13 protein-coding genes, 1 tRNA gene and 1 pseudogene are annotated in these 13,007 nt (G+C 66.1%); 10 read left to right on the forward strand and 5 right to left on the reverse strand.

What is annotated here, in order from left to right; all coding sequences use genetic code 11:
• Positions 1-99 precede the first annotated feature (99 nt).
• Both ABD210_RS16370 and ABD210_RS16375 read left to right on the forward strand, forming a co-directional pair.
• Entirely contained in the window at positions 100-975 is an 876-nt protein-coding gene (locus ABD210_RS16370) for a LysR family transcriptional regulator (protein ID WP_344112351.1), read from the forward strand.
• 16 nt (positions 976-991) lie between these two features.
• Positions 992-1,864, forward strand: coding sequence for a serine hydrolase (locus ABD210_RS16375; protein WP_344112352.1), 873 nt, complete (start codon positions 992-994; stop codon positions 1,862-1,864).
• On the opposite strand, the gene ABD210_RS16380 is transcribed toward ABD210_RS16375, so the two are convergent.
• Entirely contained in the window at positions 1,861-2,763 is a 903-nt protein-coding gene (locus tag ABD210_RS16380; RefSeq protein WP_344112353.1) for a Rid family hydrolase, read from the reverse strand. The two genes, ABD210_RS16375 and ABD210_RS16380, sit on opposite strands and share 4 nt — an antisense overlap.
• A 64-nt stretch (positions 2,764-2,827) precedes the next feature.
• Here ABD210_RS16380 and ABD210_RS16385 point away from each other — a divergent pair, with 64 nt between their 5' ends.
• Together ABD210_RS16385 and ABD210_RS16390 are read left to right on the forward strand one after the other, a co-directional pair.
• On the forward strand, positions 2,828-3,535 hold the full coding sequence (locus ABD210_RS16385) for an ArsR/SmtB family transcription factor (protein WP_344112354.1): 708 nt from the start codon (positions 2,828-2,830) through the stop codon (positions 3,533-3,535).
• A gap of 63 nt (positions 3,536-3,598) precedes the next feature.
• Positions 3,599-3,838, forward strand: coding sequence for a hypothetical protein (locus tag ABD210_RS16390; protein WP_344112355.1), 240 nt, complete (start codon positions 3,599-3,601; stop codon positions 3,836-3,838).
• 209 nt (positions 3,839-4,047) lie between these two features.
• On the opposite strand, the gene ABD210_RS16395 is transcribed toward ABD210_RS16390, so the two are convergent.
• Positions 4,048-4,722, reverse strand: coding sequence for an ANTAR domain-containing protein (locus tag ABD210_RS16395; protein ID WP_344112356.1), 675 nt, complete (start codon positions 4,720-4,722; stop codon positions 4,048-4,050).
• A 437-nt stretch (positions 4,723-5,159) separates the two neighbouring features.
• Between ABD210_RS16395 and ABD210_RS16400 the strand changes: the two genes are divergently transcribed.
• From ABD210_RS16400 to ABD210_RS16420, 5 genes and pseudogenes are all read left to right on the forward strand, one after another.
• Positions 5,160-5,232: transfer RNA gene (locus ABD210_RS16400), tRNA-Lys, on the forward strand.
• 128 nt (positions 5,233-5,360) lie between these two features.
• Positions 5,361-5,807 carry a hypothetical protein gene (locus tag ABD210_RS16405; protein ID WP_344112357.1) on the forward strand — a complete coding sequence of 149 codons (447 nt, stop codon included), beginning with the start codon at positions 5,361-5,363 and terminating at the stop codon, positions 5,805-5,807.
• Between the two features lie 131 nt (positions 5,808-5,938).
• Positions 5,939-7,024: pseudogene (locus tag ABD210_RS16410) on the forward strand (IS630 family transposase).
• Positions 7,025-7,038: 14 nt separating this feature from the next.
• The gene (locus ABD210_RS16415; protein ID WP_344112358.1) at positions 7,039-7,542 is read left to right on the forward strand and encodes a hypothetical protein; all 504 of its coding nucleotides are present in this window, start codon (positions 7,039-7,041) and stop codon (positions 7,540-7,542) included.
• Positions 7,543-9,090: 1,548 nt separating this feature from the next.
• Positions 9,091-9,810 (forward strand): class I SAM-dependent DNA methyltransferase, encoded by a 720-nt coding sequence (locus tag ABD210_RS16420; protein WP_344112360.1) that lies wholly within the window; start codon positions 9,091-9,093, stop codon positions 9,808-9,810.
• 115 nt (positions 9,811-9,925) lie between these two features.
• On the opposite strand, the gene ABD210_RS16425 is transcribed toward ABD210_RS16420, so the two are convergent.
• The 3 genes from ABD210_RS16425 to ABD210_RS16435 all read right to left on the reverse strand — a co-directional run bounded on the left by ABD210_RS16425 (position 9,926) and on the right by ABD210_RS16435 (position 11,688).
• On the reverse strand, positions 9,926-10,207 hold the full coding sequence (locus ABD210_RS16425) for a hypothetical protein (RefSeq protein ID WP_344112362.1): 282 nt from the start codon (positions 10,205-10,207) through the stop codon (positions 9,926-9,928).
• Positions 10,208-10,642: 435 nt separating this feature from the next.
• Positions 10,643-11,053: a VOC family protein gene (locus tag ABD210_RS16430; RefSeq protein ID WP_344112364.1), complete on the reverse strand. Its 411-nt coding sequence runs from the start codon at positions 11,051-11,053 to the stop codon at positions 10,643-10,645.
• 41 nt (positions 11,054-11,094) lie between these two features.
• Positions 11,095-11,688 (reverse strand): dihydrofolate reductase family protein, encoded by a 594-nt coding sequence (locus ABD210_RS16435; RefSeq protein ID WP_344112365.1) that lies wholly within the window; start codon positions 11,686-11,688, stop codon positions 11,095-11,097.
• 36 nt (positions 11,689-11,724) lie between these two features.
• Here ABD210_RS16435 and ABD210_RS16440 point away from each other — a divergent pair, with 36 nt between their 5' ends.
• A complete protein-coding gene (locus ABD210_RS16440; RefSeq protein WP_344112366.1) occupies positions 11,725-12,078 on the forward strand; it encodes a tyrosine-type recombinase/integrase in 354 nt (117 codons plus the stop codon).
• The last annotated feature ends 929 nt before the right edge of the window (positions 12,079-13,007 follow it).

Below are 13,007 nucleotides of genomic sequence, written 5' to 3' on the forward strand. Positions count from 1 at the left end.
CGCATGGTCCTCAGTCAAGGCGAGGCGATCCGGCCATGTCGAATATGCTCTTACACATGAACCGATCTGCTGGTGATATCGACGCAGGTCAGCTGGGTCATGCTGACTGAGCGGCATCTCCAGATCTTTGTGGCGCTCGCCGACGAGCAGCACTTCGGCGACGCAGCCCGCGTCGTCGGAATCACCCAGCCGCCGCTGTCGCAGGGCCTCCGCCGTCTGGAGGCACTGGTCGGCGCCAAGCTCTTCGAACGAGGTCCTGGCCGGGTCGAGCTCACTCCGGCCGGCGCTGCCCTGCTCCCGTACGCACGACGTGCGCTCAGCTCGCTGGACGACTTCCACCATGCCGCCAGCGCCCGGGATCCTGACGGCCCGGAGCTGCGACTTGGTCTGGCTCCGGAGGTGCCTGCATCAGTCGGCGCAGCGGTGGCGGCCGCCTGCAGCGAATGGATGAGCCGGGTCTCCGTGGTGACCGCGCCGACCAGCTCGCTGGTGAGTGCGATATCAGCTGGGCGGCTGGGACTGGCCGTGGTACTGCATCCAACTGTGCTGGACGGGCTGCAAGCTGGTCCGGTCACACTCCTGCCAACCTGGGCGCTAGTGCCTACTACTCTCTTCCCCGACGACGGCGAGCCACTGCCGCTCCGCAAGCTCGACGGTCTGCCGGTGGCAGTCCGGCCGCGCGCTGAAGCTCCGGCCGCACGTGACTTGTTCCTGGACACGCTTGCCCTGCATCGCCCCCGTGGCGGCACCGTGGTGGTCACGGACGAGCGTGCCGGGCTAGCGATGGCTGCAGCCGGCCAAGCGATCGCGTTGACGCCGGACCCTTCCCTGGCAGCAGCAGGAGTCGGCCGCCACCGTTTGGTTGACGATCCCCTACCTGTCAGGTTGCGCCTGGTCTGGCCTCACCCCCGTACGCCGTCCGCTCTACCGGCCGAGGTCATCCCGCAGATCAGCCAAGCCCTGGCGGCGTCATGATCCCCCTGGTGGCGGCATGAGCGCCCGGATCCGCGCGGTGTTCGACGACGCCGGCACGCGGGGTTGGCTGCAGGCGACGTCACTGGATCGGCCGGACGAGAGCGTCGAGGTGGACGCCGATGCCGTAGTACCACTGGCATCGGTCTACAAGTTGCCCCTGCTCGCGGGATTTTGCCGGCTCGTGGATCAAGGCGAACTGGATCCGCGCGAGCAGCTCACCCTGTTGCCAGAGGCAAGGACTCCGGGTCCGACCGGCCTGTCGATCCTGGCTGACCCTGTCACGATGTCGTTGCGCGATCTCGCCGTCTCGATGATGACCGTGTCCGACAACGCCGCCGCGGACGCGCTGCTCGACAAGGTCGGGCTCGATCGGCTGGCGATACTCCTGCGGAACTTCGGGTTGGACCACACCCGCGTACGACGTGGATCAGCCGGCAATCTGCGGGACCTGCAGCGCCGTACGGGGGCGAGCGACCCGGACGCGGCGTTCGCAGTACTGGCCGACAACGACCGGACAGATCCGGCCGGGGTTTATGAAGCGGCCAACGCCTCGGCAAGCACGGCGAGGGACCTAACGCGGTTGTTGCGTCTGCTGTGGACCGGGCAACTCCTCTCGCAAGACCAGACGCGCTTCGTCATGACCACGATGGAGCAGCAGGTTTTCGCACATCGGCTGGCGGCGGGATTCCCCTATGACGGTGTACGGGTCGCGGGCAAGACGGGGACGTTCGGAGCGCTCCGGCACGAGGTCGGCGTGGTGACCCTGCCCGGCGGTGACGCCTACGCCATCGCCGTCTTCACCCTCGCCGCGCGCGGAGACCGACGGCTCCCCCGGGTCGACGCCGCCATCGGCGAGGCCGCCCGGATAGCCGTCGACCTGCTGCGTTAGTCCGCGGCCACCGCATACGCCTCGATCTCGATCAGGGCCTCGGGGCGAAACAGCGAAACCACCTGTACTGCGGTGCTGGCAGGCGGGTTCGTCGTGTCGATGTGCTTGTCGCGGGCGGTTCGCACGGCCGGCAGGAAGGCGATGTCGGTGACGTAGAAGTTGAGCTTCACCACGTCCGCGAAGGTCGCCCCCGCGGCCGCGAGACAGCGCCCGAGATTGGCGAAGACCTGCTTGGCCTGGGCTTCCGGATCACCTTCCCCGACCAGTTCGCCGTCGGCATCGAGTGACACCTGCCCGGCGATCGCCACCCAGCGTCCGGGGCCGGTCACGACATGGCTATAACCGTTGCCTGGGGCAACACCTTCGGGCTTCGGGTGGGAGAGCTTACTCAAGGGATTCCTCCAGCTGGCGGGGCCACCATCCTTGCCTAGTACTTCCCGTCGCACCAGTGCATTGTCGGCAGACCTGACCTGCGGGAGCGGTACAGCTTGACCTCGAACACAGCCTGCCTCGAACTGCAAGGGGCACTCGGCCACCCGAGGCGGCCGGACCAGCTCCGACTGGATCGGGGTCAACCCCGCAGCCTCGAACTTCGCCGGTTCGTAGCGGAACCGGTCCTGTTTGGCTGCGGGAACCGGATCACGCCCGGTGAATCCGGCGATCCGTTCGACGTTCTCCCACAGGTCCGGAGCAGGGAAGTTGATCACCAGCTCCGGTCGGTGCCGGAGGTTCTCGGCCGTCTGGCCGTTGTCGCCGAGCCCGAGGACGACGACCTCACCCAGCGCCCAGGCGGACGACATCGCCGCGAGGTTGAAGGTGCCGTCACTGTTCTCCGTGGACAACAGCTCGACCGGCGTCCCGACGTACAGGATGGACGGTTCGATGGTCAGGTGCGTCATGATTCCGACGCTAGGAGCTGGTCGCTTCGGTGGGCGCCGACTGTCGGCGGGGCAGGATGGTCTGGTGACCACTTCTCTGGAAGGGCAGGACCTCGCCGCCTGGGCACGGATGCTGGCGGACGGCACGCGCGCGACGGTGTGCCTGGCGCTGCTCGACGGACGAGCCTGGACCGCGACGGAGCTCGCGCAGCTGGCCGGCGTTTCGCGTCCGACGATCTCTGAACACCTGAACCTGCTCGTCGATGGTGGACTGCTCACCGAAGTTCGGCAGGGCCGCCATCGCTACGTGAAATTGGCGGGCCCGGAAACCGCTGAACTGCTGGAGGGACTCGCCGCGGTGGCGCCTCGGCGTACGGAGGTCGCCAACAGTCTCTCCGCGGCGAGCAAGCGGGATGCGTTCGCCAGAGCGCGTACGTGCTACGACCACTTCGCCGGGAAGCTGGGGGTCGCGTTGCCGGACGCTATGACCGAGCGCGGGCTGCTCGACTGGACGGAAGGCGTCGCGTTGACGGCGGAAGGCCAGCGGTGGTTGGAAAATCTCGGCATCGTGGTCGAACCGCGGCGCGGCCGCCCGGCGGTCCGCTCCTGCCTCGACGTGACCGAACGGCGCCCTCATCTGGCCGGCGCGGTCGCTGCCGCCTTGTGCGAACACGCTTTGAAACAAGGCTGGGTGAGCCGCATCGTCGGCGGCCGGGCACTCAAAGTGACGGGCTCCGTACAGACTTTGGGCTTGCCTACCAGTGTGGTGCGAGAACTTCTCTCCAGGTCGTGAGATCCCCGCCAGAGAACACGCTGCCCACGAGCAATCGGCCCCGATTCGGCCTAGTCTTCGGCCATGACTGGTTTCGAGCCCGACACCGAGCTGGTGTCCCGTCTCTCCTTGCCCAGCCATGTGGTCGTCCTGGTGGACGGCCGCTGGTACCGCGGCTGGCTGATCGGCCGCGAGCACGAGGAGACGGGATGGACCGGCACGGTGCAGTACGAGGGCGACGACGGTGTCGAGCGGACGGAACGCCTGCCGGCGGACCGGATCGCGCTGCCGGAGTCGCAGCGACCGACTGAACGAGCGTCGTAGGAAGCGTCGTAGGAGGCGTCGTAGGAGGAGGAAGCGCGCGAAGGCCCCCGGGATCGTTCCGGGGGCCTTCGCACGTAACGCTCGAGTCGGGGCGCCTCAGGCGACAGACGAGAACCCCGTCCCAGGCCCTTCGGGCGGTTGACCTGGGACAGGATCCTCAGTGGCGTTACACACGGTGTATCGGTGGTAACCCGCCCGGCGTTACAACATCATGAAAGTTTCCTGGTCTGGATCAGCCGCTGGGCGACATCGCGCAGCTTGACGTTGTTGTCCTGCGAGTAGCGCCGTAGTACTGCGAAAGCCTGGTCGTCGCTCAGGTCGAACCGCTCCATCAGGATCCCCTGCGCCTGACCGATCAACTTGCGCGCCTCGATCGCCTGCCACAGCGTCGACTCGCTCCGGGCGTTCGCGACCGCGACCGCGGCATGATCGGCGTACACCTGCGCGATCGCGTTGTCCCGGCTGCCAAAGCTGTCCACGGCGGGATCGAACAGGTTCAGCGCCCCGACCGTCGTCGTGGGCGTCCGCAACCGGACACTCAGCACGCTCCGCAACGCGACCGACGCCATCTTGCCCGACCACGTCGGCCACCTGGAATCGTCCGCAGCGTCGGCCACCACCACGCTGGTCTCCTCCTGGAGCGCGTCGTACGTCGGCCCCTCGCCGAACTCGATCTGCAGCCGGTCGGCCTCCTCGACCAGCGCATCGGTCGACGCCGCAGACTCCAGCCGACCGCCCCGATGAACCAGTACGACGCTGCCGTGGCTCGCGCCGATCGAGCCCAGCACATACTCGAGGAACCGCTCGGCAGTCTGCTCGACATCCGGTTGCTCGTGCAGGACCAGCGCCATCCGGGCCAGGTCCTGGGCGAACTCGTCGTTCACGCGGCCAGAGCCGAACCGGGCAGGGGGATTCTTCTCACCGGGAAAGGTCCTCAGAGGTCAGGAAATCGCTCACGGGCGGCACGCAACACCGCCGGCTGACTTCCCAACCGGGATGAACCATACATGAGCAATCCGGCCCCACAGCCGGCCTGAGGGACTTGGCGCTCGGCCACGATAGAGCGATCCCGGCGCACCTGACTGAACGCCGGGACCTGGACGGACCAAACCTCTCGAGCGACCGGCCCTCCTTCTCGTCCGGTGCCCTATTCGACCTTGGCCAATCCTTCCCCAAGACCTACGTCGTCCGCCCCGCGGCCCCAGCCGCCACCGCCTCGCGCAACCCCGCTACTTCGCTCCGGTGGCGCCCCCGGCACCCAACGAGCGAAACAACCCCCAAACCTGACAGACTGTCCCCCTCGGCTTAACCCCCCGAGCCCGGGCCTCTAGCTCAATTGGCAGAGCAGCGGACTTTTAATCCGCGGGTTGTCGGTTCGAGTCCGACGGGGCCTACTTTCTAAAAGTGGCCTCTGACCTGCAGAAACAGATCAGAGGCCACCTTTTTCTAAGAGGGCTCGACAGCCTTTTCGAACTCGCGTCATGACACGGTTCGTGACGCAAGAGAGCCTAGAATCGGCCGCTTGGCCAAGGCGAACGGTCGCAAGAAGCGCGAGCGCGGCGGCATCGACGTACTGCCGAGCGGCGCCATCAGAGTGCGCGTGTATGCCGGAATCGACCCGGTTTCGAAGCGCCGCCATGACCTGATCGAGGTCATCCCTGCTGGCGCCGACGCCGAGAAGCTGGCCGAGGAAGCACGCGTCCGGCTGCTGAACCAGGTGTACATGTGTTGGCGGTGCCAGCGCGGAGCCGCGAAGCAGGCCCCGAACGCCGCGACCTCGCGATCGCGCAGTCCGGTCGACGTGGGCGAGGCATGGCCGACGGTGAAATCTGCCAGAATGGAACATGCCCAAACTCCCGCAGCCGATCATCGAAGTTGCGTGGCGACACGCTGGCGAGGTCGGAAAGATCCACTACCGAGCGAAGCGAGCAGACGGATCTCCCCGCCACCTGATCGCTCGCCAAGGTGAGGCACTCTACGAATTGCTTGAGCAGCACCTCGCGGCGATCGGCTACGCCGGACCAAGAACAGCGGCTGAAGAAGGCTCGGAGCACTAGTGTCCTGAGGCGTTAATTCGTTTCTAGTCTGTGGACTTGGTGGATGCCGAGTCCGAGGGTCCCGCCGTTGGTGTTGTCTGATGAGGAACGTGACGTGCTGGCGGGGTGGTCTGGGCGGCGTGAGGCCTCGCAGGCGTTGGCGTTGCGGTCTCGGATCGTGTTGCGGTGCGCGGAGGGTGGCACGATCGGTGAGGTCGCCGGGGATCTCGGGGTGTGTCTCGCCCGACGGTCTCGAAGTGGCGGTCGCGGTTCTTGCGTGCCCGGCTCGAGGGTTTGTCCGACGAGCCGCGTCCGGGCCGGCCACGGGTCATCGATGATGCGAGGATCGAGGCGCTGATCACCAAGACCCTCGAGGAGAAGCCGGCAGGCGGCGACACGCACTGGTCGACTCGTTCAATGGCCGCCCAGACCGGCCTGACACAGTCGGCAGTGTCGCGGATCTGGCGGGCGTTCGGGCTGAAACCCCATGCAGTGCAGTCGTGGAAGCTGTCCACGGATCCGCAGTTTGTCGACAAGGTCCGAGACGTTGTCGGCCTGTACATGGCCCCGCCCGAGAACGCGCTCGTCCTGGCGGTCGATGCGAAGAGCAACATCCAGGCGCTGGACAAGGTCTGCCCCGATCCTGCCGATGCTGCCCACCACGCCGGCGCGGATGTCGCACGACTACATGCGTCACGGCACCACCAGCCTGTTCGCCGCGTTCGACATCTCCAGTGGATCAGTGATCGCCCAGCACTACCGCCGCCACCAGGAGTTCCTGCGGTTCCTGAAACTGATCGACGCCGCGGTGCCCAAGGACCTGGATCTGCATCTGATCCTGGACAACTACGCCACCCACAAGACCCCGCAGATCAAGGCATGGCTGATCAAACATCCCCGCTTCCACCTGCACTTCACCCCGACCAGCAGCTCGTGGCTGAACCTCGTCGAACGCTGGTTCGCAGAACTCACCAACCGCAAACTCCGCCGCTCAGCCCATCGCAGCATCACCGACCTCGAAGCCGACATCCGAGCCTGGATCAACCACTGGAACGCCGACCCGAAACCCCTCGTCTGGACCGAGACCGCCGACCAGATCCTCGACACCCTCGCCGCCTACTGCATGCGAATTAACGACTCACGACACTAGGACGTGAGGAAGTCATGCGTAAACGCCTTACCGTCCTCGTCTCGGCCGCCCTGATGGCCAGTGTCGTGCCGGGCTATGCCCAGGCCGCTACACCATCGTTCGCCGGCTGCACCGCCTCCGATTTCCAGACCGGCAACTGCCTGACTGCGGTGGTGTCAGGCAACACTTCGCCGCTCGAGGCCGCCGTCTCCCAAGCCGTCAAGCGCGGCGAAGATGCCAGGGCCCGGCAGTTCGTGGCCTCGCGCAAGCAAAGCCACCACGACGCCGCACAGACCAATCTGGAGCAGATGCTCAAGGACCGGTCATTCGTGCAGCCCAGCCTGGTTGACTCGGCTGGCTCCGGCACCGTCAGCGGCTACATCCACACGTTGCGGGACACTCCGACCTACCTCTACTGCGGCCCCTCCAACTGCACCCAGGTAGGCAAACTGCAGGTCGATATCCGCATGAACATCGGCGAGTACCCAAAGAACCTGCTATCCGGCGGTGTTGATGTGACCGCCGGGCCGGTCGCGTAATCCGAGTTTGCTAAGGAGGTCTGACATACGACTTGACCGTGGACTCACGCAAGAAAAGTGTCGCGGCGATTTGGGCCCGCCGGAGGCGATTGCTCTTGGCTCTGCTGAAGACACCGAGGGCGGGGCGCGGCGGTGAACGGCCGGAGGCCGCATGCGCACGCTGCGCCGCGTGCCGAAGGCGCGCCTTGATTCTCAAGAGGGCATTCCGGCAGAGAGGCCAGAAGCCATGGTGTCCTCCGTCGACTGATGCGCGACACTCGTCCGCCAGGTGATCTGCGACAGTCGAGCGCGCGGATCGCGGCATGTGCGTGCGCTCCCGGCCATCGATCGTCATGCTGTCTAGGTGACCAACTGCGACCATGAGACGGCGTCGCCGCATGTGGGTGCTTGATCCGGCGAACAGCCGAGAGTTGCTGGACCGACTTCGGCCTCACTCCCTGAGCTCAGACTTTGAGGTCGTTTGGTGCGGCGAGGGTTGGAGGGCGCTGGTCGGTGACTGCCACGACGACCTCGCCGCTGCGTTCCCCGACTACCGGTTCTACGCAATCAAGCAGGAGTGGGGCGTGCTCGCGTTCCAGGCACGGCCGAGGGCCGGGGAAATGACGGCCGAGGAACTGGCTCGGGTGCACGAGATCACGGACAGCTATGGCCAGGCGTCTGAAGTCGTGTGCGAGTGGTGCGGCAGACCTGGCTCACTCCGAGCAGATCGACCCGAATGGCTGACGCTGTGCGACCGCTGCGCCCAGGACCTGGAGACCACCAAGTACCCCCGCCTAAGACCCATCGTGTAACCGCTCATCCGCGGCATGTCCGTATGGTCGTGATCGGAACGTGTATGTCAGGAAGTCTGAACTGGACGGCATGCGAGGAGCGGGGATGACGGTTCCCGTGCGTTTGGACTCGTTGGTCTTCCCTCGACTTCGGTCAGCGGCGCGGGAGGGCGGGCCGTCTGCCCCCATCGACGAGCCGAAGCGTCAATTCCTGTTTGGTGTCTGGCTCCCGATCACGGTGCTCACGGGCTGCGCGTTATTGCCGGTCAACCTTCGGGTCCAGGCCGTGCCGGTGGCTGTCTTGAGTGCGCTGTTGACGGCTGTTCCGGGCAGCATGTTCCTTCTTCGTTGGGGGTCGTTGACGGGTTCAGCGCAGGCCGGCGGTCGCCCAAGTACACGATCAGCGCGGCTGTGTGGACGATCTGCTACGCCGTTGCGGCGGGGGCCCTCTACTCGCGTTCATGGCGTAGAGGCGCCGCGTCGGCGCGAACTTCCGCTCATCGGCATGAGCGCGCGGAATGCGGCAGAAGAGGATGAGTCTTCCGACGTTCTGCATGTTGAGGATGGGTGCCCGCTTGTGGAAGCAGCACGGCGACCAGATGGCGTCCCCTTCCGCGGTCGTGTTCCTGCTGCCAACAGCAGCAGCGGCCGGTCCGAGCCGGCGGCCGCCAGGGCGCATCCTTGGAGGAGAAGTGTTGTCGATTGCGGCTGACACGCGCTGCGCTGCGCGATCCTGGAGCTGACAGCCCGTCTGGCATCCGAGAAGTACCCTTGGCCGGTGTTCTCGCCTCAGGGCCCGTCTCTGCGTGATCTGGCGATCCAGGCGCTGTCCTCGGTCGAGCACGGCTACGACCTGCTCGCTCCGACGTTCGACCACACGCCTTTTCGCACCCCCGAGAGCATTCTTGACGCGGCCGCTGACGCGCTGCGTCCGCTCGGGCCGTTCGGCCGGGGACTGGACGTGTGCTGCGGCACCGGTGCGGGCATGCGGGTCCTGCAACCCCTGTGCCAAGAACGGATCACGGGCGTCGACTTCAGCACTGGCATGCTCACGCAGGCGCGCAACGCGCACCCGGACGCCGACTGGGTACGAGCCGACGTCCGGGCCCTGCCCTTCGCCGAAGCCTTCGACCTGGCGGTCAGCTTCGGAGCGCTCGGGCACCTCCTGCCCGCCGAACGGCCCGCACTGTTCGCCGGGGTATACCGCGCGCTACGGCCCGGCGGGCTCTTCGCCTTCCCGATCGGCGCGCCGCCACCCATCACCTCGGGCTGGTACTGGGCGCTGCTCGGATTCGATCTGGCGATGCGAGTCCGCAATGCCGTGTGGCGTCCCCGCTTCGTGATGTACTACCGCACATGCCCGCTGCACGCGGTCCGCAAGGACCTGACAGCAGCCGGATTCATCGTGACGACGGTCCCCTTGGCGGCTCTGGGCCGACGCGACGACGGCAGCCCGCGGTGCCGGCTTGTCCTCGCGCGCACAACCAGCACGCCCTGACTGATACGCAAGCCACCGAAGCTCAGGACCGCAACTCGGCACGCGGGCGCGCTGCGATCTGCGGCAGATGCGGTCGTTCGCCTGGGCTCTCCTGCGCACGATACGAGCGTCGGCGTCAACCATCGGTATCTGCTTCGGAGTGACGCCCCTGGTATTGACGATCCGGGACGTCGCGGTGCCACCGTCGGTGCTGGCACCAGATCGCAGCCGCGCTCACTGTCGCAGCAACCCAAGGAAACCAGAGACCAGCCTTCGACCAAGACCCGGTGTGCACGATGTCGTTCTCGTCGTCTCCCATCGGACCGCCCGGTTGGTAACTCGCTCGCACGGAGCGCCCTCGTTCGACGAAACCATCAAGCGTGACGCCGTCCTTCACGATCGTCTCGTCGTCGCTCACCCACCGACCCGAGTTGGTGCATGACCCTCGTGGGCCGGAGCAGGTAGTGGACGCCTCCGTGAACGTTCCCCAGTACACCGGCCGGTCACGACCAGCGACGGCAATGACGCCCATCACGATGAACGCTACACAGACACCCCCCATGGTCGCGTAGAAGAGTGCATGTCCCGCAGCGCGCCAGCCGTTCCAGACTCCGCCCCAACTCGCCATGAACAAAGCATTGCAGCAGGAGGGATCTACGCGCCCGCCCTGGCAGGCGCCGAACGCGGCAGATCCGGACGTCGCGGTTAACAGGCTCGGGCAGGTGCACTACCAGCGCAAGGACGACGGCCACATTCACTGAACAAGTCAAGCAGGGCCTGGCAGTGACCTCGAGTTGTCAGTCGGGGGCGTCTTCGGCACCAGGTGGTCGCGCCTGCTTAGGCGGCCTCCTTGCTATTTGCGCCAGGGCATGTGCTGCAAGGTCCAGGTGTTGCCGTCGGGGTCGGCGAACCATGCGTAGAGGACGCCGCCTGAGTCCTCGATCGGGGCGACGTCGACCCCGCGATCGATCAGCCCTGCGCGGGCGGCCTCGATGTCGGCGACGACAAGGTGGAGGCCACGCATGGAACCCGCTGGCATGTCCGCCTGTGGCAGACCCGTGCTCAGCGTGATCGAGCAGTACGAGCCTGGCGGGGTGAGCTGAACGATGCGGACTCCCTCAGTTGGGCTGACGTCGACGTCGGCGGTGAAACCGGCCTGGTCGGTGTAGAACGCCTTGGCCCGGTCGATGTCACTGACCGGGACGAGCACGAGTTCCAGCAGGAACGATCCAGGGCGGACCCTGGGCGTGGGGTTGTCTGTCATCAGAAAAGCCAATCTGTCGCGAAACGGTCGGTCGGGTGATGTCAGGAGAGCTGGTAAGTCAGGTGGGTGACTCCGATACCTTCGATCACCTGCGGGGTGCCAAACGTGCGAGGGGCGTCGGTGAGTCCGTCGAGCATCCGGACGCCATCGCCCAAGGTCAGAGGAACGAGGTCGACGCGGAGTTCCTCGATCAGGCCGCTGCGAATCGCCTGCCCGACAGTCGACCCTGGTCCGACGCCGACATGCTTGTCGCCAGCCACAGCCGTCGCTTTCGCGACGGCCGCCTCGACTACATCGGTGACGAACGTGAACGACGTATCCGTGTCGACCCAGTCCTGCGGCGGCTCGTGGGTGACCACGAAGACCGGCTTGCCCAGTGGATGCGAGCCGTTCCATCCATTGGTGGCGTCGAACAAGCGTCGACCGATCACTACCGCGCCGGTACCATCGAGCAGGTCCCGCAGATAGGCCGCTGTGGCAGCGTTGGTCCGATAGGTCAGCCGCTCGGCCTGGTACGTCGGCGTTTCCACGTCACCCGCCGTGCACCAGGCGAACAGGTGCTCGAACCCCGTCCCACCCGGACCCACGATGTATCCGTCGAGCGATACCGACGCCTGTGTGTAAACCTTACCCACGCTTAGCTCCCATTCTCTCCGAGATTTGTTTCCGGCTTGCAGCAGTCACGTCGGAACAGATCGACCGATCTCGACACACTGGACCGGTCGCTGACCTACTCGACCGTGCAAGAACCGCAGGCTCGGTACCGCTACCTCGCCGGTGCCCCCGACCTCGAGCTCCCCCAGCTGCGGCACACCCGCGCCACCGAGCTCACCAACGACGGCGTCAGCCCGCGCATGATCCAGAAGCGCCTCGGGCACCGCAAGCTGCAGACCACCCTGGTGTACGCCGACCACGCGGACGCCGAACTACGCGCCCGGCACCGCCGCCGCGCGCGAGCCACACTCCCTTTGTCATCCCAACTGACGCCGCCATGCGCACGAACTCCGACGGTGGCCGTACCTTAATTCGCCGGCAGTAGGCGAGTGAGGGTGTCGAGGATCTGGTCGGCGGTCTTGGTCCAGACGAAGGGTTTGGGGTCGGCGTTCCATTCGTTGACCCTTCGGCGAACGTGGCTTCGAGTTCGGTGACGCTGCGGTGGCAAGCCACCTCAAGCATGGCCTTGCGAAAGGGATTTGGGGTCGGCGAACTGGTCAGCGAGCGACGCGTGCGCAAGGCAACAGAAAGGACACCCGGTCCGGCTCTTGTGCAGACATCGGCGATGGGTCACGGTGTAGTGGATGGTAGGCGGGGGAGATCGGCGGTTCGCATCTCGGCTGAGGGGTCCGGGGGAGCGGTCCGCACACTCACCGGCTGACGCCAGGTCGGTCGCCTTGGTTGATCGGGTGCCCCGCCGCCCATCACCTGGTCGCGGACCGATGCGGAGTCGGCACCGGATGGCCTGGAGGCGCCCCGACAGCTTGGAGGGGTGTGGGGCAAGCCCGTCGGGACGCCGGTTTCAGGCGCATGACGCCGTTAGGAGAGGGCGTACGCCTATCGCCCCCGCAGGGGTATTGGTATCGGCGTGTACTTCGATCCGCGCGCGTCGGCGCGCTGCACTACGTGGATCGGCTCTCGCCACTCGCTAGTCACAGATGCCCCTCCGCCGAACAGCGGCTGGGTCACCGGGGTCTGGGGCGACGCCATGAACTCTTCTCTCGTGATGTTAGCCTCAAACGACCTAACTCGCCACCGGTCGGGTGGAACTGCCACCGATCTTGTGTGGTTACGGTTCCGGTTGGGGTCGGGGTTGGCGTACATTCGAAATGCGCTCGCCGCATGTCGCGGCGCTGGCGTGCTGCCCCAGACCCGGTGGCTCCTTACGAGGGTGATTTGAGTTGGGGCTGGGCGTATGCCTTCTGATTGCATTGCCAGTCGCTCATCAGTCGATCAGGCT

This window comes from Kribbella alba (genome assembly GCF_039529635.1).
Taxonomy (GTDB): domain Bacteria; phylum Actinomycetota; class Actinomycetes; order Propionibacteriales; family Kribbellaceae; genus Kribbella; species Kribbella alba.

Excerpts from the sequence above, each read along its gene's own strand:
- ABD210_RS16370 (WP_344112351.1), top strand. The coding sequence starts at position 100 with ATGCTGACTGAGCGGCATCTCCAGATCTTTGTGGCGCTCGCCGACGAG.
- ABD210_RS16375 (WP_344112352.1), top strand. The coding sequence starts at position 992 with ATGAGCGCCCGGATCCGCGCGGTGTTCGACGACGCCGGCACGCGGGGT.
- ABD210_RS16380 (WP_344112353.1), bottom strand. The coding sequence starts at position 2,763 with ATGACGCACCTGACCATCGAACCGTCCATCCTGTACGTCGGGACGCCG.
- ABD210_RS16390 (WP_344112355.1), top strand. The coding sequence starts at position 3,599 with ATGACTGGTTTCGAGCCCGACACCGAGCTGGTGTCCCGTCTCTCCTTG.
- ABD210_RS16415 (WP_344112358.1), top strand. The coding sequence starts at position 7,039 with ATGCGTAAACGCCTTACCGTCCTCGTCTCGGCCGCCCTGATGGCCAGT.
- ABD210_RS16430 (WP_344112364.1), bottom strand. The coding sequence starts at position 11,053 with ATGACAGACAACCCCACGCCCAGGGTCCGCCCTGGATCGTTCCTGCTG.